We start from the raw sequence: 20,585 nt of genomic DNA, 5'->3' as shown, positions 1-20,585 counted from the left end.
GGGGGAGGGGCAGGGAGGGGGGTAGCCGCGGATGCCGCACGGAGTTGTAAGCGAGCGTCAGCGCAGCCGGGCGAAGCAACTTCGCCGAGCGATGACGCGCGCCGAAACACTGCTGTGGCGTTACCTGAAGGCCAACCGTATGGATGGTGTCGGCATCCGACGTCAGACTCCGATCGGGAGCTATATCGCCGATTTCGTTTGTTTCTCCTCGAAAATCATCATCGAGGTCGATGGGGAATCTCACAATTTCGAGGAACGTCAAAAGGCAGATCAACGTCGCGACGCGTTCTTCGCTGCCGAAGGATTTCAGGTTCTGCGCTTCACCAATGAACAGGTGATGACGAATTTGGAGGGAGTCGTACAGGTAATTCGCCAGGCAGCTTCTGCCGGAGCCCGCGGCTTACCCCCCTCCCTGACCCTCCCCCACAAGGGGGGAGGGAACATTGACACCGACCAAAGCAACTCAGTGAACACCGACAAAAGCCGAGGCACACAGCCATGAAATTCACCCTCTCCTGGCTGAAGGATCATCTCGACACCGACGAGCCGCTGGAAAAGCTCGCCGAGAAGCTCACCATGATCGGGCTCGAGGTCGAGAACATCGAGGACAAGGCGAAGGCACTGAAGCCTTTCACCATCGCCAAGGTGATATCCGCCGAGCAGCATCCGAATGCGGATCGGCTGCGCGTCTGCATGGTCGAGACCGGTGACGGTGGCGCGCCCGTGCAGGTCGTGTGCGGCGCGCCGAATGCGCGGACGGGTCTCGTCAGTGTGTTCTCGCCGCCCGGGACCTACATTCCCGGCAAGGACATCACGCTCGGCGTCGGCACCATCCGCGGTGTCGAAAGCCGCGGCATGCTGTGCTCGGCGGCCGAGCTGCAGATCTCCAACGACCATGACGGCATCATGGAACTGCCGGCCGATGCGCCGATCGGCGCTGCTTACGCCGCATGGGCCGGCCTCGGCGATCCCGTGGTCGAGATCAATCTGACGCCGAACCGGCAGGACTGCACCGGCGTGCAGGGCATCGCGCGCGATCTTGCTGCCGCCGACATGGGCAAGTTCAAGGACCCCACCATCAAGCCGATCAAAGGCGAATTCCCGTGTCCGGTGACGGTCACGGTCGAAGACGCCGCACTGTGCCCGGGCTTTGCGCTTCGTCTCGTGCGCGGCGTCAAGAACGGCCCGTCGCCGGAATGGCTGCAGAAGCGGCTGACCGCGATTGGCCTGCGTCCGATCAACGCGCTGGTCGATATCACCAACTTCATGACTTACGACCGCGCACGGCCGCTGCACGTGTTCGACGCCAAGAAAGTGAAGGGCAATCTCGTGGTGCGCCGCGCCCGTGACGGCGAGACGCTGCTCGCGCTCGACGGCCGCAGCTACAATCTCGATCCCGCGATTTGCGTGATCGCGGACGAGCACGGCGTCGAATCGCTCGCCGGCATCATGGGCGGCGAGGCCTCGGGCTGCGACGAGACCACCACCGACGTGCTGATCGAATCGGCGCTGTGGAACGAGATCAACATCGCCCAGACCGGCCGCAAGCTCGGCATCAATTCGGATGCGCGCTACCGCTTCGAGCGCGGCGTCGACCCGGCCTTCATGGTCCCCGGGCTGGAGCTCGCGACCAGGCTGGTGATGGAGATGTGCGGCGGCACGCCGTCGGAGAACGTCGTGGTCGGCAAGACCTTCGGCGATGACCGCGTGATCGATTTTCCGGTCACCGAGGTGAAGCGGCTCTCGGGCATCGAGGTGCCGATGCCGGAGATGAAGCGCATCCTGACCCATCTCGGCTTCATGATGGCGGGCCCGGGCCCTGTCGTGAAGATCGCGGTGCCGTCGTGGCGCTCCGACGTGCACGGCAAGGCCGACATCGTCGAGGAAGTCGTCCGCATCTTCGGCGTCGACAAGGTGCCGATGACGCCGTTTGAGCGCGGCGAGGACGCGCGCAAATCCGTGCTGACCCCGCTCCAGCTCCGCACCCGCCGCGCCAAGCGCGCGCTGGCGAGCCGCGGCATCATCGAAGCGGTGACCTGGTCTTTCATCACCAAGTCTGCGGCAAAACTGTTCGGCGGCGGCCAGCGCGAACTCGAGGTCGCCAACCCGATCGCGGCGGACCTCTCCGACATGCGCCCGACGCTGTTGGCGGGCCTGATCGGGGCGGCGCAGGCCAATGCCGATCGCGGCTTTGGCGATGTCGCGCTGTTCGAGGTCGGGCAGGTGTTCAAGGGCGATCGCCCGCAGGATCAATTCACGGCGGCAAGCGGCGTCCGCCGCGGCTTTGCGTCGTCGCAAGGCCTGGGACGGCATTGGTCGGGTTCGGCGCAGGCTGAATTGTTCGACGCCAAGGCCGATGCGCTTGCGGTGCTGGCTGCTGCCGGCGCGCCGATGCAGGCACTTCAAATCGTCGCGGGCGGCCCGTCCTGGCTGCATCCCGGGCGCTCCGGCACGATCCAGATCGGGCCGCAGAACGTGCTGGGCTATTTCGGCGAGATGCATCCGCGCGCGCTCGAGGCGCTCGGTGCCGGCGGCCCGCTGATGGTGTTCGAGGTGATCCTCGACCGTGTCCCCGAGGCGAAGAAGAAGCCGACCCGCGCCAAGCCCGTGATCGAGCTGTCGGCCTTCCAGCCTGTTACGCGCGATTTCGCCTTCATCGTCGACCGCACCGTAAAGGGCGGCGACATCGTGCGCGCGGCCCAGAGCATCGACAAGAAGCTGATCACCGGCGTGAACGTGTTCGACGTCTATGAAGGCAAGGGCATCGACGACGGCAAGAAGTCGATCGCGATCGCGGTGACGATCCAGCCGCGCGAGAAGACGCTGACCGACCAGGAGATCGAGGCCGTCGGCGCGAAAATCGTGGCGGAGGTGACGAAGAAGACCGGCGGCGCTTTGAGAGCATGATGCCGGAAAGTGTGAAGCGGTTTTCGGACAACGTCATGCTCCAGCAGCGAAGAGCATGAGTCTCACTGACTTTCTTCCGAAGGACGTCAGCCTCACCATTGCGATGGCGCTCTGCGCCGTCGCTTTCGTTTCGGGCACCGCGCGCGGCTTCTCCGGCTTCGGCTCGGCGCTGATCTTCATGCCGCTGGCGAGCAGCATCGCGACGCCGCGGCTCGTTGCCGCGCTGCTCCTCGTGATCGATTTCATCGCGGCCGCGCCGCTGCTGCCTGACGCCTGGCGCAAGGCGGATCGCAAGGCCACCGCGGTGATCGTGCTCGGCGCGCTGGTCGGCGTACCCGTCGGCACCTATTTCCTCAGCGTGCTCGAGCCCGTCACGACGCGCTGGATCATCTCCTGCTTCGTCGCCGCGCTGTTGCTTCTGCTGCTGTCGGGCTGGCGCTATCGCGGCAAGGACCACGCCTGGCTCTCGATCGGCATCGGCAGCCTCTCCGGGTTCTGCAGCGGCCTCGCACAGACCGGCGGCCCGCCGATCGTCGGCTACTGGCTCGGCCGCCCGGTCGCATCGATCGTCGCGCGCGCCAACATCTTGCTGTTTTTTGGCGCATCGGATTTTTTCTCGATGGTCAGCTATGCGACCACAGGACTGATCTCGCGCGAATCGCTCGTGCTCTCGCTGATCGTCGGTCCGGTCTATGCGATCGGCGTCGCCTTCGGCGCCTCGCTGTTCGGTCGTGCCAGCGAGAAAGTGTTCCGCGCGATTTGCTACGGGCTGATCGCGACAGCGGTGATCGCCGGGCTGCCCGTGTTAGACGGCATACTGCGCTAGTTGCCCTGCCGTCGCGGCGCACGCCGCCTCTTCGTCGACTGCGTCGGGACATCGCTCGGCTCATCCTTCAGCGCCCCGATCTTGCGTAGTGCCGCGTCCGCGGCGCGCTCGCCGCTTTCCCAGGCGCCGTCGATGGTGCCCCAGAGGGACTCGTGCGTGGCTTCGCCGGCGAGGAACAGGTTGCCGATCGGCTCGGCCAAAATCTTTCGCGAGAGCTGACCGCCGGGCGAGGCCGCCGACATCGCACCCATCACGAAAGGCGAGGCGTTCCAGCGCGTCGCGCTGGCTTTCTGCACGGCGGCCGCGACTTCGCTGCCGAACAGTTTTGTGATCCATTCCCTGGCGAAGGCCGTCATCGCCTTCTCGCCCTGCTCGGAGAGATCGCGGCCGAACGAGCCGCCGACATCGATCGAGCACAGCGAGGAGCCGCCGATATTGGCGAACATCAGCGCCGTGCGCGTCGAGTTGCTCTGTTCGATCAGGATGTCGTCGCGCGACAGGCCCAACGGGTTACCCGGCAGTTGCAGCACGATATGATCGTAGCTTCCGAGGGTGAGCTTCGAGGCGGCGTCGAGCGTGCGCTTGGGAATGTCAGGCCCAAACTTGATCGCACCCGAGGTCAGCACATTGGTCGAGACCGTGATGATGGCGGCGCGTGCGGCAATCCTGCCGGCCTGCGTCTCCACACTGACGTCGCGATTGCTCCAGACGATGCGGCTCGCCGGCGTCGACAGCGCGACCGGCGCCTGCTCACCGAGCCTGGTGATCAGAGTTCCCAGGCCCTGGCGGCAGGCGATCGCGGCGTTGCGATCCTGCGCGCGCGCCTTGTCGATCGCCGAAAGCTCCCTCAGGTCCTTGCCGGCGAAGCTCGCGCCCAGCATGAACTCGGCCGCGCCGGCCCAGTCGCCGAGATCCTTCGGCAGCGCCGATGCGCAAGCCGTATCGAGCTTGCCGCGCCCGGCCTCGTCGATGGCGCGGTTGGCGCGCACCAGCGCCGCCAGGAATTCCTCGGTCTCGCCGGCGCGCGCATTGCGGCGGCCGATGCGCATCTTCTGGCCCGATGGCGCCGGCAGCACGTCGAGCCCTGCACTGCGCGCCAGCCGGATCATCGGATTGGTGTCGGGATTGTGCATCCAGCGCGCGCCGCGATCGAACGGCGTGTCGAAGGTCGTCGTGTCGGTGATGCAGCGCCCGCCGATCTTGCCTGCAGCTTCCACCACCACGACCTTGCGATTGGCCGCCATGATGCGCCGCGCTGCGGCAATTCCGGCCGCGCCCGCGCCGATCACGACAATGTCAGCCTCGCGCGGCAGGGTCGCCGCGGTTGCGCGCAGGACCGGCATCGCGGCAAGGCCCGCCGACGCCGATAGGAAGCTGCGGCGCGTGATTGTCATGTCATGGTTTCCGGAGACTTGCGGCAAACGGGAACAGCTAGCGAACCTTGCCGCATCCGATGTTGCACGGCAACTATCATGGTGAATCAATCGTGCTTGACCTCACAGAGCTATGAACCGAATTGCAAGACGTTTCGACCATGATAGAGAAGAGAAAAAGGCGGCCGGAAAAGGCCGTGGGGAGAGTTCGACATGGGGACGGTCCTAGACTCAGCCGGCAAGCTTATTGCCGCGTACCTCTCGAAGGAGGTGCCGGGCTATGAGCCGTTCACGCCGAGCGACCCGGAGCATCTGCGCGGCGTCATCGAGCCCGGCGACGTGCTGCTGGTCGAGGGCAACAACCGCATTTCCGGCATCATCAAATATCTGACGCAGTCGACCTGGTCGCATGCCGCACTCTATGTCGGCCCGATCGAGGGCGCCGAGGAACCCGACGGCGAGCCCCACGTGCTGATCGAGGCCAATATCGGCGAGGGCGTCACCTCCGCGCCGCTTTCGAAATATTTCCCCTATCACACCCGGGTCTGCCGCCCGGTCGGGCTGTCCTATGAGGACCGCACCACGGTCTGCCGCTATGCGATCAACCGCATCGGCTTCGGCTACGACACCAAGAACATCGTCGACCTGATGCGCTTTCTGTTTCCGCTGCCGATCCCGCAGCGCTGGCGACGCCGCATGATCTCGATCGGCTCGGGCGATCCCACCAAGATCATCTGCTCGGCGCTGATCGCGCAGGCCTTCGACGCCGTGCGCTATCCGATCCTGCCCAAGATCACCAAGGCCGGCAGTCGTGCTGCCCGCCGCGAGATCCTGCATATTCGCGATTCCTCGCTCTACATGCCCCGCGACTTCGACATCTCGCCCTATTTCGAAGTCGTCAAACCCACCATCGTGCACGGTTTCGACTACACCGCCCTGCACTGGGCCGACAAGCAGAAGCCGCTCGAGGAGGTAGCCGGCACCTTCAGTGTCTTTCCAGAAACGCTCAGTGCGCCGCCGCTCGTTCCTGAAGCGATTGACAAAGAGGCGCCGGATCAAATTCCGGCTGAGCAAGTGATGCCTGAGGCGGTTGCGGAAATGACCGTCGCCTTCTCCGATCATTTTGTGCTGCTGAACGAGCTCGCAAGGTACCGCGCACGCGGACGGGCGCAGGAGATGGCGGCGTAGAAACGTCCGCCGTCGTGCCCGGCGATTGGGGTGGTGCTCGCCTCCCTCAACGCCGTCATTGCGAGCGAAGCGAAGCAATCCAGACTGTCACCGCGGTGGGATTCTGGATTGCTTCGCTTCGCTCGCAATGACGGTGGAAACCTAGCGCTCCGCCCGCCCGATCACCGCCATCAGCTCCGCGATCTTCTCGCGCTGGTCGGCCTTGTCGCCGCTCGCGATCGCATGCTCGACGCAATGGGCGACGTGGTCCTTCAAAACCTCTTCCTCGACCCGGCGCAGCGCGGCTCGCACCGCTGAGATCTGCGTGACGATGTCGATGCAGTAGCGGTCCTCCTCGACCATTTTCGAGAGGCCGCGAACCTGACCCTCGATCCGGCCGAGACGTTTTCCGACGGATGCCTTGATGTCCTTGCGCATGGTGGCTATATACCCCCCCAGGGTATAAGTTGCAAGGCCGGAGCATGGCAATGAACGACGCCGAACACGGACACCACCCCAAGCCGGAAACACATTCCGGATGCAGCTGTTCCAGCAAAGCGGCGCCGGCCGCCAAGCCCGCGGCTTCCTCCTGCTGCGGCGATCACGCCCACGACCACGGCGCCGCCGCGACAAGAGTCCACGATCCCGTCTGCGGCATGACGGTCGATCCCGCGACCTCAAAGCACCGGTTCGCCCATCGCGGCGAGACTTTCCATTTCTGCTCGGCCGGCTGCCGCACCAAATTCGCCGCCGATCCCGCAAAATATCTCGCCAAGAAGAACGAAGAGCAGAAGACACCCGAGCCCGAGATGCCCGTGGGCACGATCTACACTTGCCCGATGCATCCGGACGTACGCCAGGTCGGACCGGGAAGCTGCCCGATCTGCGGCATGGCGCTGGAGCCGGAGGTCGCAAGCCTCGACAGCGGTCCCAACCCCGAGCTCGCCGACATGACGCGGCGGTTCTGGATCGGCGGTGCGCTGGCGCTGCCGGCGGTGGTGCTGGAGATGGGCGGCCATCTCGCGGGCCCGCACAACTGGATCGATCCGACGCTGTCGAACTGGATCCAGCTCGTTTTCGCCACGCCCGTCGTGCTGTGGGCGGGCTGGCCGTTCTTCCTGCGCGGCTGGCAGTCGCTGCTAACGCGCAACCTCAACATGTTCACGCTGATCGCGATGGGCACGGGCGTTGCCTATGTCTACAGCCTGATCGGCACCATCGCGCCGCAGATCTTCCCCGCGACCTTCCGCGGCCATGGCGGCGCGGTCGCCGTCTATTTCGAAGCGGCTGCTGTGATCACCGTGCTGGTGCTGCTCGGCCAGGTGCTGGAGCTGCGCGCCCGCGACGCGACGTCCGGCGCGATCAAGGCGCTGTTGCAGCTCGCCCCGAAGACCGCGCGCCGCGTCGATGCTGACGGCGCCGAACACGAGGTCGAGATCGATACGCTCCATGCCGGCGATCGTCTCCGCGTTCGTCCCGGCGAGAAGGTGCCCGTCGACGGCATCATCCTCGAGGGCCGCTCTTCGCTCGACGAGTCGCTCGTGACGGGCGAATCCATGCCGGTCACCAAGGAGAGCGGCGCAAAAGTCATCGCCGGTACGCTGAACCAGTCGGGCAGCTTCATCATGCGCGCCGACAAGGTCGGGCGCGAGACGCTGCTGTCGCAGATCGTGCAGATGGTTGCCGACGCGCAGCGCTCGCGCGCGCCGATCCAGCGGCTGGCCGACCAGGTCGCGGGCTGGTTCGTGCCGACGGTGATCGCCGTCGCGCTCGCAGCCTTCGCTGCCTGGGCCTGGTTCGGGCCGGAGCCGCGGCTTGCCTTCGGGCTCGTTGCCGCCGTCAGCGTGCTGATCATCGCCTGCCCCTGCGCGCTCGGGCTCGCGACCCCGATGTCGATCATGGTCGGCGTCGGCCGCGGTGCGCAGGCAGGCGTGCTGATCAAGAACGCCGAGGCGCTGGAGCGGATGGAGAAGATCGACACACTGGTGGTCGACAAGACCGGCACGCTGACCGAGGGCAAGCCGAAGCTGGTCGCGATCGTGGCGGCCGCCGGTTTTGCTGAAGATGACATCCTGCGCCTTGCGGCGAGCGTCGAGCGCGCCAGCGAGCATCCCTTGGCCGACGCGATCATGCGCGCGGCGAAGGACAAGCAGCTCGCACTGGGCCAGGTCGAGCAATTCGATTCGCCGACGGGCAAGGGCGCGACCGGCGAGGTCGACGGCAAGACCATCGTGCTCGGCAATGCCAAATATCTGACGTCGATCGGCATCGACACCAAAGCGCTTGATACCGAGGCCGAACGGCTGCGCGGCGACGGCGCAACCGTGATCAACATGGCCGTCGATGGGCGGCTTGCCGGCCTGTTCGCGATCGCCGATCCGGTCAAGGCTTCCACCCCGGAGGCGCTGAAGGCATTGGCGGCCGAAGGCATCAAGGTCATCATGCTGACCGGCGACAACCGCACAACGGCGGAAGCGGTGGCACGCCGGCTCGGCATTGCCGAGGTCGAGGCCGAGGTGCTGCCGGATCAGAAGAGCGCGGTGGTGACAAAGTTGCAAAAGGCCGGCCGCAGCGTCGCGATGGCCGGTGACGGCGTCAACGACGCGCCGGCGTTGGCCGCCGCCGAAGTCGGCATCGCCATGGGCACCGGCACTGACGTGGCGATGGAGAGCGCCGGCGTCACCCTGCTCAAGGGCGATCTCACCGGCATCGTCCGTGCACGAAAGTTGTCGCAGGCGACCATGAGCAACATCCGGCAAAACCTGTTCTTTGCGTTCATCTACAACGCCGCGGGCATTCCGATCGCGGCCGGCATCCTCTATCCGGCGTTCGGCGTGTTGCTGTCGCCGATCATCGCCGCGGCCGCGATGGCGCTGTCCTCGGTGAGCGTCGTTGGAAATGCGTTGCGGCTGAGGGCAACGCAGCTGTGAGCCTCGCCAAATCCGTGTAAAACGGCATCGAGCGGCGCGAGGGGGCATTTTCATGCAGCGAATTACGATCACGATCGAGGACGATCTGCTGGCGGAGATCGACGCGGCGGCGGAAGCGCGCGGCTATCAGAACCGGTCCGAGATGATTCGCGATCTCGCCCGCGCCGGCCTGCAACAAAGCAGCGAAAACACCGCACAGACCGGCCCCTGCGTCGCAGGCCTCGTCTATGTCTACGACCACGCCGCCCGCGATCTCTCAAAACGCCTGGTGCAGGAATTCCACGGCCATCACGACCTCGCGCTGGCGACGCTGCATGTCCATCTCGACGACAACAATTGCATGGAGATGACGGCGCTTCGCGGCGATGCCGGCGAGGTCAGACATTTCGCCGACCACATCATCGCCGAACGCGGCGTCCGCTACGGCCGCGTGGTGATGATCCCGACGGGTGAAGGCAAGCAGGCGAAGGCGCGCAAGCACGGGCACCGGCATGAGTAGGAGCTATCCTCTCGTGCCCCGGACGCAGCGCAGCACAGAGTGATGCGATGCTGAGCCGGGGGCCCATCTCACCGCTAGCGCAAGCTCCTGGGTCCCGGCTCTGCGTCGCGTCATTTCATGCCGCGCCGCGTCCGGGACACTCTTCATGGTGTTCAACCTCTGCCAGGCCTTCGGCTTCTACGGCTTCGCCAATTGGGTGCCGACGCTGCTGGTCGAGAAAGGCATCAATGTCACCAAGAGCCTGCAATATGCTTTCATCGTCGCCTTCGCCTATCCGATCGCGCCGCTGCTGGCTTCGAGCTTCGCCGACAGGTTCGAACGGCGATGGATCATCGCGGGGGCGTGCGCCGCCATCATCATCTTCGGCATGGCGTTCGCCCGGCTGACCGAGCCTTCGCTGCTGATCATCTGCGGCGTGCTGCTGACAGCTTGCAACACGACGATGTTCTACGCCTACCACGCCTATCAGACCGAGGTGTTCCCGACCCAGGTCCGCGCGCGTGCCTCCGGCCTCGTCTATTCAATGAGCCGGCTGAGCACGACGCTCTCAGGCTTCATCGTCGCCTACATGCTGAAGGAAGCCGGCGTCACCGGTGTGTTCGGCCCGATCACCGCGGCGATGCTGATCGTGGTGATCGCCATGACGCTGTTCGGCCCGAACGTGCGCGGCAAGCCGCTCGATGTGATGTGGTTCGTCATTGCGAGCGTAGCGGCGTAGCGAAGCAATCCAGGCTGCCTCTGCGGAGCGATTCTGGATTGCTTCGCTGCGCTCGCAATGACGGAAGAGAGACCCTCTCCCCGCAACAACGGGGAGAGGGAGAGAAGAGTTCACACCGCTAGCAAATTCTGCAACGCCGCACCGTCGGGGACGCCGAGACCGCAACAGGGATCCCAGCCGGGGCCGGCCTTGTACATGCCGTGCAGGTCGCCGGTGATGTCGTTGTTGCCGGCCGTGATGTCGCGGAACACGCCTTGCGCATGCGAGGCGTAGATCAGCGGGTTGATGAAGCCGACGGTCTTGCCGAATTTCTTCATCGTCGCCTCGTTGATGCGGGCGATCAATCCGGCCATCAGCGGCGCCACCGCGCTGGTGCCGCCGATCGTGGTGCCGACGCCATTGAGGAAGATCTGATAGCCGGTCGCGGGATCGGCATCGCCGGCGACGTCAGGGACGCCGCGGCCGCTCCGATGCGCCGGCGATTTCGGCACGTGCGCGTGGGCCTGGTATTTCGGCTGCGCGAACATGACGCTGACGCCGCCACCGCCCGCGCCGCCCCGCGGCCCGCCATTCCAGACCACCTCGTTGATGGTCCCGTTCGGCGCCTTGAGATTGGTGCCGCCGCAGGCGAGCGCGAAGGGACTCGAGGCGGGGAAGTCTGCGTGCGGCTTGCCGTCCCAATCCTGGCCCATGTCGGCCGAGCCGTTGTCGCCGGAGGCGACGCAGACGGTGACGCCCATCGCCGCGGCATCGCGGATCGCCTCGTTGAGGCCGTCGACGAATTGCTGCGAGCCCTCCTGGTCTTCCGGTCCGCCCCAGCTGATCGAGATCACCGAGGGCTTTCGCGCGGTGTCATGAACAGCGGCTTTCACCGCGTCGATGAAGCCGTTGGTGGTGTTGGGGGCGAAATAGACCACGATCTTGGCGCCCGGCGCGATCGCACCGGCGACCTCGATGTCGAGCACGACCTCGCCGTCGGCCTCGGAATGGCCGGGCTTGTTGGCGCCGCCGTCGACGCTCACGGGCGCGATCTTCGGCATCGGGATGCCCGCCTTCTTGAAGAAGGCGCGCAGGTCGGAAGACTTGTAGCCGGCCCCCCTGGGATGACCCTTCTGATCGATGTCGTTGAGCTCGATGATGGCGATGCACTGGTCGGCGCCGGTCTCGCCGCCGGGGAAATTGTAGAGCTCGGCGATCTGCTCGACCGAGAAACTGCCGCCCTGTGCCGCCCTCGCGCTCGCGCCCTTGTTCGGCAACTTGCGCCGGAAATGCGGCTGCGCCACCGGCCGGTTGTCGAGCCCGTGCACGCCGACCACGATCCCCTCAAGCTCGGCCGGGATCTGCACGTTGCCCTTGCGCATGCGATAGGTCGCGCCGTCGTGCTTCACTTTGTTGAGCTTGACGCCGAAGGCCGCGCTCATCGCCTTCACCGTGCCGGTCAGCTTTACCGTACGAGACGCCAGATGCACGCTCTTGACGTTGAGATCGTGATGGTGCGCGAAATCGTCGATCTTGGCGACATCGGCGGGGTCGGCTCCCATCTCTGCACCGAACTCGGCACGCGAGAGATATTTTCGCTCGCGCGGCGGTTGCGCACCCAACGCCATCACCTGCTCGTCGTCCGAGCGCCTGGCACGCAGGCGGACGCTGACCTCGATTTCCTGCTTGGGATCGGCCGCACCGACGTGCTTGGCGCCCTTCGGCAACTTCCGTGCGCTGTTCTCCAACGCGACACGCTTGGTCAGGCTTGCCATGACTTCCTCCGTTTGTGATTGGAAGGCGGATTGTCGCACCTCAACTATAGGTGTAATCTCAAGGTCGGATTGGTTCAGGTATCGAGGAATATTTTTTTCAAAAGACCCCTTGTTTGTCAGGGCAGAACCTCGACAGCCTCACATCGGCGCTGAATCGGTCAGCGGTCACGACCCTTTGACGCTAAGGAGTACGATTTAAGATTGCAGGCACCGGCTCACCGGGCTCGCGACAGAAGACGTTTGTCAAAAATCAATTGGCGGAGACAATGCGACGCTGGCTGACCGTAAATGGGTTGAGCGAAATCTTGGTTTCGATCCGATCACGACGCCGCCGCCGCGCGAGACCTTCACGATCAAACGCGTGGCGGATGCCGCGGTGAAGAAGACAGCGAACGAACATCGACGTCTGGCGCCAGATCATCACCGAAGTGCAGCCGACGCTCGTCATCACGACAGGCGCGGCCGGCGGCATCGGCAAGGAATTCGAGGTCGGCGACGTCGTCGTCTCACCGATCGTGCGTTTCGACTGCCTGTCGAAGTTCAAGAAGCAGCCCTTCGCGCAGGAGCACTTTTCCAGCAGGTCCGCCGTGACGACTTCTTCGGCTTCGACACCTCGGACGACCACTTCCATCTCCAGGGGATCGGCGACGTCTCCGACCCGCAGATCAAGGCCGAGGCACCTTGAAGCAGCAGGAGCAGGTCGCCGCCCAGATCTACAAGGGTTTTGGTCGATGGAGCACGGTCTGTAGCGGGATCACCTGCTGGGCCAGTATCGCGGCGGAGCCTTAAGCCGCTGCAGTCGGATTACGTCGTAGAAGCCCCTCATGGTGAGGAGCGCGAAGCGCGTCTCGAACCATGAAGGCCCCGCCGCTAGCTTCGGGCCTCTATCCTTCGAGACGCTTGCTACGCAAGCTCCTCAGGATGAGGGCGAGGGTTCCTATGACGCGGTCAGAGTCAGTCGGCCTCCCTTGCCGAACGAGCCTCCTGTGTCTACCTCTCGCGGGTGGTTTCGCGAGAGGTACTGCCATGCTGGATGCCGCCGTAAAGGCGCTGTCGCAAATGATGTCGCCGGCGATGCGCTCGATCCTGTGGCGGTCGATCGGCGTCGCGCTGGTGCTGATCATCGTACTCGCGATCGGCTTGCAGCGGCTGCTGAGCTGGTTTGCGACCTATGGCGAGGTCTGGCTGGAAGGCCTGCTCGGTCCGGGCTGGCACTCATCGCTCGAGGTACTGTCCTGGATCGTCTCGATCGCTGCCGGCCTCGGCGTTGTGTTCGGCGGCCTATTCCTGATGCCCGCGATCACCTCGCTGGTGGCGAGCCTGTTCGTCGACGACGTCGCCGACATCATCGAGCGCGAGCACTATCCGGCCGAGCGGCCGGGTTCGGCGCTGCCGTTCAGCCAGGCGATCTACGAGGGCGTCAAGACCGCACTGCTGACGATCCTTGTCTATCTGATCGCGTTGCCGCTGGTGCTTTTCGCCGGCGCCGGTTTCCTGGTCTTCTTCCTCGCCGCCGCCTGGCTGCTCGGCCGCGAATATTTCGAGCTCGCCGCGATGCGCTTCCGCTCGCCGGAGGAAGCCAAGGCGATGCGGCGCGACAACGCCGCCACCATCTTCACCGCAGGCCTGTTCATCGCGGCCTTCGTCTCGATCCCGATCGTCAATCTGGCGACGCCGATCTTCGGCATGGCCTTCATGGTCCACATGCACAAGCGGCTATCAGGCCCGCGGCCCGAGCTGATCGAGCCGGCGCGGCAGATGCGGTGACGGGACGTTCCCTCTCCCGCTTGCGGGAGAGGGTCGGGGAGAGGGTGTCTCCGCAATGGGACAATCCCCCGGAGGAGAGAAGGAATGGATTTGCTCACGGACGCGCAGCCACGTCCCCATCAGCGCCACGCCGATCTCGGCACCGCCAAGCCGCATGAGCTGGATATAGGCGGCAAACGCTGCCGCTGATCATCACGCTGCTGTCCAATTCCGATCCGAGCCGCGCCACCTTCGAGCATTGCGCCCGCGACCGGCGCGCAGGTCGCGCTGCTGCCGCCGGACAACGCAACCGGTAATTTCACCAAAGTTCATAGTCGGCAGGATCGATCTGGATCAGGAGATCGCCGGCCTTGACGCGCTGGAAGTCGGTGACCCCGACCGTCAGCACTTTGCCGGAGACGCGACTGGCAAGCCGCGTCAGCTCGGCGCGCACATAGGCGTCGTTGGTGGTCTGGACCACTGCGTTGCCGACCCATTCGTCGAAGCCGCTGCGTTGCCAGCGCGACGAAGCCGAGTGCGACGATCACCGCGAACAGCGGGATCGCGAGCCGGCTCCACAGCGAGCTCGCCGGTGGCTGCGTGGGCTTGGGTGGTGGGGTCGGTGCCGCGGCGGCAGGCGATGGCGGTGCGATCTGGTCTTGCTGACTCACGACTTCACCCCAAACCGCTTAATGACCGCGTAATTCTCGCTCAGACCGTCTTTTCCGGCCATCGGCAGAGATCGTTGATCAGGCACACCTCGCAGCGCGGCTTGCGCGCGAGGCAAGTATAGCGGCCGTGCAGGATCAGCCAATGATGGGCATGGAGCATGAATTCGGCCGGGATCACCTTTTCGAGACCAAGCTCAACCTCCAGCGGCGTCTTGCCGGGCGCAAGTTCCGTCCGATTACCGACGCGGAAGACATGCGTATCGACCGCCATGGTGTGCTCGCCGAAGGCCATGTTGAGCACGACGTTGGCAGTTTTCCGCCCGGCTCCCGGCAGCGACTCGATCTCGGCCCGCGTGCACGGCACCTCGCCGCCAAACTCGCTGAGCACCTTTGCCGACAGCGCGATGACGTTCCTGGCTTTGGTGCGGTAGAGACCGATGGTCTTGATGTACTCGCGCAGGCGTTCTTCGCCGAGATCGAGCATCTTCTGCGGCGTGTCGGCGATCTCGAACAATGCACGCGTTGCCTTGTTGACGCCGGCATCGGTTGCCTGCGCCGACAGCACCACTGCGACCAGCAGCGTGAACGGATTGACGTGCTCGAGCTCGCCTTTCGGCTCCGGGTTGGCTTTGCGGAAACGGCTGAAAACCTCGTGGACCTCAGCCGGCGTCCAGGGTTTTGTCGCCTTGAGCGACTTTTTTGCGGGGGTCTTTGGCTTCGCGACGACCGCTTTCGCCTTTTTCTTCGGCACGGGCGCTTTGCGCGGGGCCGGCTTGCGGGTGATTTTCGCCATGATCGGGATATACTGAGGGACGATGAGCACAGGCAACGAAATTGAGCGCGAACGATCTGGAAGCGAGGCCGAGCCTCAGATCTTTTCCGCGCGGCTGACGCCGCACCGCTCGCTGAACCGCACCGGCTTCCTTGCCGTGATGCTGTTTCTGAGCGCTGTCAGCTTCGTCACCGGCCTCGTCTTCCTGATGATGGGCGCGTGGCCGGTGTTTGGCTTCTTCGGCCTGGACGTGCTGGTGATCTGGTGGGCCTTCAAGGCCAATTTCCGCGCGGCGCGGGCCAGCGAGGAGATCGTGGTCACGCCATCTGAATTGCGCGTGCGGCGCGTCAGCCAACGCGGCCAGGTCCTCGAGTGGACGTTCAATCCGCTCTGGGTCCGGCTCGACATGGAAATCGACGAGGATTTTGGCATCGAGCATCTCTATCTGATCTCGCGAGGCCACCAGATCCAGATCGCCGGCTTTCTGGGACCGGACGAAAAGGCAAGTTTTTACAAAGGCTTGGTTGAAGCATTAAATGCCGCCAAGCGCGGCCCGACCTACAATCCGGTCACCTGATTTGCGGATCGGAAATCGGGTGGTTTCGCACCCCGCGCGCTCCTACATTTGTGGTCATGATGACACTCGCGATACATGACCAACGCCTGGCCGGGCCGGGCTCCCAGAACGCCGCGATGCGCGACTATGATTCCGTGCGCCGGGCGATCGCCTTCATCTCCGAAAACTGGCGCGCACAGCCGACCATCGAGGCGATGGCGGATGCGGCCGGCGTGACGCCGGACGAGCTGCACCATTTGTTCCGCCGCTGGGCCTCGATCACGCCGAAGGCTTTTATGCAGGCGCTCACCCTCGATCATGCCAAGGGCCTGCTGCGCGATTCCGCGAGCATCCTCGACGCGGCGCTCGATTCGGGCCTGTCGGGTCCGGGTCGGCTGCACGATCTCTTCGTCACCCATGAGGCGATGTCGCCGGGCGAATGGAAGAACGGCGGCGCGGGGCTCATCTTGCGCTACGGTTTCCATCACTCGCCGTTCGGCACCGCGATCGTGATCGCGACCGACCGCGGCCTCTCCGGCCTCGCCTTCGCCGATCACGGCGAAGAGAAGGTCGCGCTCGCCGATATGACCCGGCGCTGGCGGAACGCGACCTATGTCGAGGATCACGAAGGCACCGCGCCGCTGGCGCAGCGCATCTTCGACACAAAACTGTGGCGGCCGGACCAGCCGTTGCGCGTGGTGATGATCGGCACCGATTTCGAGGTCCGGGTGTGGGAGACGCTGCTGAAAATCCCGATGGGCCGCGCGGTGTCTTATTCGGACATCGCCTGCAACATCAACAGCCCGAAGGCCTCACGCGCCGTTGGTGCTGCGGTCGGCAAGAACCCCGTCTCCTTCGTCGTGCCCTGCCACCGCGCGCTCGGCAAGAGCGGCACACTCACCGGCTACCACTGGGGCATCACCCGCAAGCAGGCGATGCTGGGCTGGGAGGCCGGGCAGTTGGGGATGCAGTAGATTTCGTAGAGTGGGCAAAGGCGCGCTCTTCGCGCGCGATGCCCACCATCGTTCCGCAATCGCTGATGCACGGTGGGCACGCTACGCTTTGCCCCACCCTACGGTGCCGGTGCTACCCCGCCAGATCCAGCTTGGACGCCACGGTCGAATCTGCATTGAGCCGATAAATGATCGGCACACCCGTCGCGAGCTCCCGCTTCAAAATGCCTTCGGGCGAGAGCTTTTCCAGCACCATGATGAGCGCGCGCAGCGAATTGCCGTGAGCGGCAACCAAAGTGCGCTTGCCGTTGAGCACACCAGGCAGAATCTCCTGCACGTAGTAAGGCAGCGCCCGCGCGAGCGTGTCCTTCAGGCTTTCGCCGCCGGGCGGCGGCACGTCGTAGGAGCGGCGCCAGATCAGCACCTGGTCCTCGCCCCATTTCTTGCGCGCGTCGTCCTTGTTGAGGCCGGAGAGATCGCCATAGTCGCGCTCGTTCAGCGCGAGGTCCTTCGTCGTCGGCAGGCCCTTCTGGTCGAGCTCGCCGAGAATGAGATCGAGCGTGTGCTGTGCGCGCGTCAACACCGAGGTGTAGGCGACATCGAACATGAGGCCCTGCGCCTTCAGCTTGCGGCCGGCTTCGGTTGCCTCCTTCACGCCGAGCTCGGTGAGGTCGGGATCCTTCCAGCCCGTGAACAGGTTCTTCAGATTCCATTCGCTCTGGCCGTGCCGCACCAGCACGAGAAGACGTTCGCTCATTGACTGCTTTCCGTTCCGGTTATTGTTTTGAGCATGATCTTATCGGAAAAACCGCTCCGCACTTTTCCGGATCATGCTCTCGTTCGTTCAGATGTCAGACAGGCCGAGCACGTCGGCCATGGAGTAGTGCCCCGGCTTCTTGCCGTGTGCCCAGAGCGCCGCCTTCAGCGCGCCGTGGGCGAACAGCATGCGATCCTCGGCGTGATGCGACAGCGTCAGACGTTCGAACGGGCCGAGGAAGCTCACGCTGTGATCGCCGGCTGCGGTGCCGCCGCGCAACGACGCAAAACCGATGTCGCCGGGCCGGCGCGCACCGGTGATGCCGTCGCGGCCCCGGTCTGCATGCTCGTCGAGCGCGACGCCGCGGCCGGCTGCAGCGGCCTGGCCCAGCATCAGCGCCGTGCCCGAGGGCGCATCGATCTTCATGCGGTGGTGGGTTTCGACGATCTCGATATCGAAGTTCTCGTCGAGCGCCTTGGCGACGCGCTTGACCACGGCGGCGAGCAGATTGACGCCCAGGCTCATATTGCCGGACTGCACCACGACGGCGCGGTTGGTGACGCTCTGGATCACGGCGTTGTCGGAGCCGGAAAGACCCGTCGTGCCGACGACGTGGACGAGGCCGCGCTCGGCGGCGATTGCGACATTGGCGAGGGTCGCCGCGGGCACGGTGAAATCCAGAATGCCGTCGGCATCCTTCGACAACGCCCAGAGGTCGCCGGAGAGTTTGATGCCGTTGGCGGGCAGGCCTGCGAGCACGCCGGCATCCTTGCCGAGCAGCTCCGAGCCCGGCGCCTCCAGCGCTCCGGCCAGCACCGCGCCTTTGCTTTCTGCAATCGCCCGCGTCAGCGCCCGGCCCATCCGGCCGCCGGCTCCAGCAACAATCAAGCGCATGTCGGACATGGTGTGATCCTCTCACGGCCGTTGTAGCGGCGGGATGCAGTTCCGGCAACCGAGGGGGATCAGGGGCGCAGGCGCGCCCCTACCTTCCCCTGGAGGGCAAGTTGCTTGCGGCCATCCTTCGAGACGCCCGCCTACGGCGGGCCCTCAGGATGAGGTCGGAATACGTGGCAACAAATTCCACGGGGGGCGGTGCTGCTTAGCCTCATCCTGAGGAGACCGCAAAGCGGTCGTCTCGAAGGACGAAGCGCGCACGCAGACCGCGCCAGGAAGCCATATGCGATAGCCCTTCCCGGAAGAGAGGGCGAGACGGGATCGCGCCTCAACCGTCTGACGGCTGCGGGCCGTCATGGCCCTCGATGATGATGAGGTCGGCGATGGAGTGCGGCTGGCGCACCTTGATGTTGGCCTGGTATTCCGGCGAGTTGTAACAGGCGATCGCGGTCTCGTAGTCCGGGAATTCAATCACGACGTTGCGGGTGCGGCTGGCGCCTTCGACGGTGGTGAACTTGCCGCCGCGGACGGCGAAGCGGCCGCCCCATTTCTTGAAGATCGGACCGTTGGCGACGGCGTACGGCTTGTAGCCCTCGTCATTGCTCACATCGACGCGTCCGATCCAGTAGCCCTTTGCCATTGTTCTTCTCCATTGTTGATGGTCTCTATTTGAGCATGATCTGATCGGAAAACCGCTACACACTTTTCCGGATCATGCTCCGAGCGCCTGCGCGATCTCGGCCTGGATGGTTTCCGCAATCGCCTTGGGGTCGGTGGCTTCCACCACCGGCCGCCCGACGACGAGATAATCGGCGCCGGCAGTGATCGCACGGCCCGGCGTCATGATGCGCTTCTGGTCGCCGGTCGCCGCGCCCGCCGGACGAATGCCGGGGGTGACGAGCCTCATCTGGTGGCCGACGATCTTGCGCAGGCTACCAACTTCCTCGGGCGACGACACCAGCCCGTCGACGCCGAGCACCTGCGCCTGATGCGCACGCGCTTCGACCAACTCGGAGACGCCGAGCCGGAAGCCTGCCGCATGCAGATCGTCCTCGTTGTAGGAGGTCAGCACCGTGACGGCGAGGATCTTCAGGTCGGAGCTGCCGCGGCCTTCGACGGCGCCCTTCATCGTCTGCGGATAGGCGTGCACGGTGAGGAAGGTCGCCCCCAGCCTGGTGATGCTTTCGACGCCCTGCGTCACGGTGTTGCCGATGTCGTGCAGCTTGAGATCGAGAAAGACCTTCTTGCCCTTGTCGGCGAGCTTGCCGACCAGCGGCAAGCCGCCGGCATAAGCGAGCCGATAACCGATCTTGTAGAAGGTGACGCTGTCGCCGAGCCGGTTGACCATCGCTTCCGCGGCATCAACGCTGGGCAGGTCAAGCGCGACGATCAGGCGGTCTTTCGGGGCGATCTCGGCTGGCGTCATGTCACCTCACATCATGCGTTGGGAAAAATCGATCAACTGCCGCACCAGCTCCTTCAACGCGGCGATATCGCCCTCGTGCTTCAGCCTGTCCATATCGTCATAGGCCTGATCGGCAAAGGCGAGCGTGAGCTGGTTGGCGATCACATTGGCGTGGCAGGAGGTCAGGATCAGCCGCAACGCCTGCAGCGCGCGCGCGGCACCGAGCCGGCTCTGCGAGGCACCGGCGAGCGCGAAGGCGCGATTGCGGAACACGTCGCCGCGCGCCTCGTGCAATTCATGCACGCGACTGACCCAGTCGATCGCATTCTTCAGCAGCGGCGGCACCGAGGCATTGTATTCGGGCGAGACGATCAGCACGCCATGATGCGCGCCGATCATGCGCTTGAGATTGATCGCGTGCCTGGGCAAACCGGACTTGGCCTGAAGATCGCCATCATAGATCGGCAACGGAAAATCGGCGAGCGAGATGCGCGTGATCTCGACACCGGCCTGGACGAATTCATAGGCGGCGACCGCCGCCAGCTTCGCATTGTGCGAGCCGGTGCGCAGCGAGCCGGGAATGATCAGGATTTTGGGTGCGGACATCCGCTTCCATGCGTTCGGCGAAACGAGCCCGCCACGCAAAGAGGAATGCCG

At 64.8% G+C, this 20,585-nt stretch carries 20 protein-coding genes and 1 pseudogene; 10 read left to right on the top strand and 11 right to left on the bottom strand.

What is annotated here, in order from left to right:
- Positions 1-91: 91 nt before the first annotated feature.
- From ACVWYI_RS03345 to ACVWYI_RS03335, 3 genes are read left to right on the top strand one after another with little or no spacing between them, the layout of a single operon-like run.
- Positions 92-502, top strand: a complete 411-nt coding sequence (locus ACVWYI_RS03345; protein WP_456661228.1) for an endonuclease domain-containing protein — start codon at positions 92-94, stop codon at positions 500-502.
- A complete protein-coding gene (gene pheT, locus ACVWYI_RS03340) occupies positions 499-2,907 on the top strand; it encodes a phenylalanine--tRNA ligase subunit beta (protein ID WP_456661227.1) in 2,409 nt (802 codons plus the stop codon). Before ACVWYI_RS03345 ends, pheT begins: the two co-directional genes overlap by 4 nt.
- A gap of 55 nt (positions 2,908-2,962) precedes the next feature.
- On the top strand, positions 2,963-3,733 hold the full coding sequence (locus ACVWYI_RS03335) for a sulfite exporter TauE/SafE family protein (RefSeq protein WP_456661226.1): 771 nt from the start codon (positions 2,963-2,965) through the stop codon (positions 3,731-3,733).
- Here the strand turns inward: ACVWYI_RS03335 and ACVWYI_RS03330 are convergent.
- On the bottom strand, positions 3,730-5,127 hold the full coding sequence (locus ACVWYI_RS03330) for a flavin monoamine oxidase family protein (protein WP_456661225.1): 1,398 nt from the start codon (positions 5,125-5,127) through the stop codon (positions 3,730-3,732). The two genes, ACVWYI_RS03335 and ACVWYI_RS03330, sit on opposite strands and share 4 nt — an antisense overlap.
- 192 nt (positions 5,128-5,319) lie before the next feature.
- Between ACVWYI_RS03330 and ACVWYI_RS03325 the strand changes: the two genes are divergently transcribed.
- Positions 5,320-6,294, top strand: a complete 975-nt coding sequence (locus ACVWYI_RS03325) for a YiiX/YebB-like N1pC/P60 family cysteine hydrolase (RefSeq protein WP_456661224.1) — start codon at positions 5,320-5,322, stop codon at positions 6,292-6,294.
- A gap of 141 nt (positions 6,295-6,435) precedes the next feature.
- On the opposite strand, the gene ACVWYI_RS03320 is transcribed toward ACVWYI_RS03325, so the two are convergent.
- A complete protein-coding gene (locus ACVWYI_RS03320; protein WP_007598521.1) occupies positions 6,436-6,711 on the bottom strand; it encodes a metal-sensitive transcriptional regulator in 276 nt (91 codons plus the stop codon).
- Positions 6,712-6,761: 50 nt separating this feature from the next.
- On the opposite strand from ACVWYI_RS03320, the gene ACVWYI_RS03315 reads away from it, so the two are divergent.
- The 3 genes from ACVWYI_RS03315 to ACVWYI_RS03305 all read left to right on the top strand — a co-directional run bounded on the left by ACVWYI_RS03315 (position 6,762) and on the right by ACVWYI_RS03305 (position 10,420).
- Entirely contained in the window at positions 6,762-9,203 is a 2,442-nt protein-coding gene (locus ACVWYI_RS03315) for a heavy metal translocating P-type ATPase (protein ID WP_456661223.1), read from the top strand.
- Between the two features lie 52 nt (positions 9,204-9,255).
- Complete coding sequence (gene nikR, locus ACVWYI_RS03310) at positions 9,256-9,702, top strand: nickel-responsive transcriptional regulator NikR (protein WP_247352672.1); 447 nt, start codon at positions 9,256-9,258, stop codon at positions 9,700-9,702.
- A gap of 145 nt (positions 9,703-9,847) precedes the next feature.
- A complete protein-coding gene (locus ACVWYI_RS03305; protein WP_456661222.1) occupies positions 9,848-10,420 on the top strand; it encodes an MFS transporter in 573 nt (190 codons plus the stop codon).
- Between the two features lie 110 nt (positions 10,421-10,530).
- Here the strand turns inward: ACVWYI_RS03305 and ACVWYI_RS03300 are convergent, their stop codons facing one another.
- Entirely contained in the window at positions 10,531-12,174 is a 1,644-nt protein-coding gene (locus ACVWYI_RS03300; RefSeq protein ID WP_456661221.1) for a S53 family peptidase, read from the bottom strand.
- Between the two features lie 250 nt (positions 12,175-12,424).
- On the bottom strand, positions 12,425-12,805 hold the full coding sequence (locus ACVWYI_RS03295; RefSeq protein ID WP_456661220.1) for a hypothetical protein: 381 nt from the start codon (positions 12,803-12,805) through the stop codon (positions 12,425-12,427).
- A 395-nt stretch (positions 12,806-13,200) separates the two neighbouring features.
- Between ACVWYI_RS03295 and ACVWYI_RS03290 the strand changes: the two genes are divergently transcribed.
- The gene (locus ACVWYI_RS03290; RefSeq protein ID WP_354106450.1) at positions 13,201-13,941 is read left to right on the top strand and encodes a sulfate transporter family protein; all 741 of its coding nucleotides are present in this window, start codon (positions 13,201-13,203) and stop codon (positions 13,939-13,941) included.
- Between the two features lie 307 nt (positions 13,942-14,248).
- Here ACVWYI_RS03290 and ACVWYI_RS03285 read toward each other — a convergent pair.
- Both ACVWYI_RS03285 and nth read right to left on the bottom strand, forming a co-directional pair.
- Positions 14,249-14,591, bottom strand: a pseudogene (locus ACVWYI_RS03285) (biotin/lipoyl-binding protein); the annotation flags it as partial.
- Positions 14,592-14,631: 40 nt separating this feature from the next.
- Positions 14,632-15,384 carry an endonuclease III gene (nth, locus tag ACVWYI_RS03280; RefSeq protein ID WP_456661219.1) on the bottom strand — a complete coding sequence of 251 codons (753 nt, stop codon included), beginning with the start codon at positions 15,382-15,384 and terminating at the stop codon, positions 14,632-14,634.
- 22 nt (positions 15,385-15,406) lie between these two features.
- Here nth and ACVWYI_RS03275 point away from each other — a divergent pair, with 22 nt between their 5' ends.
- Both ACVWYI_RS03275 and ACVWYI_RS03270 read left to right on the top strand, forming a co-directional pair.
- The gene (locus tag ACVWYI_RS03275; protein WP_456661218.1) at positions 15,407-15,940 is read left to right on the top strand and encodes a DUF2244 domain-containing protein; all 534 of its coding nucleotides are present in this window, start codon (positions 15,407-15,409) and stop codon (positions 15,938-15,940) included.
- Positions 15,941-15,996: 56 nt separating this feature from the next.
- Positions 15,997-16,893, top strand: a complete 897-nt coding sequence (locus tag ACVWYI_RS03270) for a methylated-DNA--[protein]-cysteine S-methyltransferase (RefSeq protein WP_247352659.1) — start codon at positions 15,997-15,999, stop codon at positions 16,891-16,893.
- 112 nt (positions 16,894-17,005) lie between these two features.
- Here ACVWYI_RS03270 and ACVWYI_RS03265 read toward each other — a convergent pair whose 3' ends face one another.
- The 5 genes from ACVWYI_RS03265 to ACVWYI_RS03245 all read right to left on the bottom strand — a co-directional run bounded on the left by ACVWYI_RS03265 (position 17,006) and on the right by ACVWYI_RS03245 (position 20,534).
- Positions 17,006-17,629 carry a 2,3-bisphosphoglycerate-dependent phosphoglycerate mutase gene (locus ACVWYI_RS03265; protein ID WP_456661217.1) on the bottom strand — a complete coding sequence of 208 codons (624 nt, stop codon included), beginning with the start codon at positions 17,627-17,629 and terminating at the stop codon, positions 17,006-17,008.
- Between the two features lie 87 nt (positions 17,630-17,716).
- Positions 17,717-18,532, bottom strand: a complete 816-nt coding sequence (dapB, locus tag ACVWYI_RS03260) for a 4-hydroxy-tetrahydrodipicolinate reductase (protein WP_247352655.1) — start codon at positions 18,530-18,532, stop codon at positions 17,717-17,719.
- A 319-nt stretch (positions 18,533-18,851) separates the two neighbouring features.
- Complete coding sequence (locus ACVWYI_RS03255) at positions 18,852-19,163, bottom strand: DUF1330 domain-containing protein (protein ID WP_247352652.1); 312 nt, start codon at positions 19,161-19,163, stop codon at positions 18,852-18,854.
- A gap of 72 nt (positions 19,164-19,235) precedes the next feature.
- The gene (pyrF, locus tag ACVWYI_RS03250; RefSeq protein WP_456661216.1) at positions 19,236-19,949 is read right to left on the bottom strand and encodes an orotidine-5'-phosphate decarboxylase; all 714 of its coding nucleotides are present in this window, start codon (positions 19,947-19,949) and stop codon (positions 19,236-19,238) included.
- Between the two features lie 6 nt (positions 19,950-19,955).
- On the bottom strand, positions 19,956-20,534 hold the full coding sequence (locus ACVWYI_RS03245) for an NADPH-dependent FMN reductase (RefSeq protein ID WP_247352649.1): 579 nt from the start codon (positions 20,532-20,534) through the stop codon (positions 19,956-19,958).
- Positions 20,535-20,585: the final 51 nt, after the last annotated feature.

The organism is Bradyrhizobium sp. LB13.1, assembly GCF_054056815.1.
Note: the sequence above shows the minus strand (reverse complement) of the source record. Positions and strands in the feature narration are given on the sequence as shown.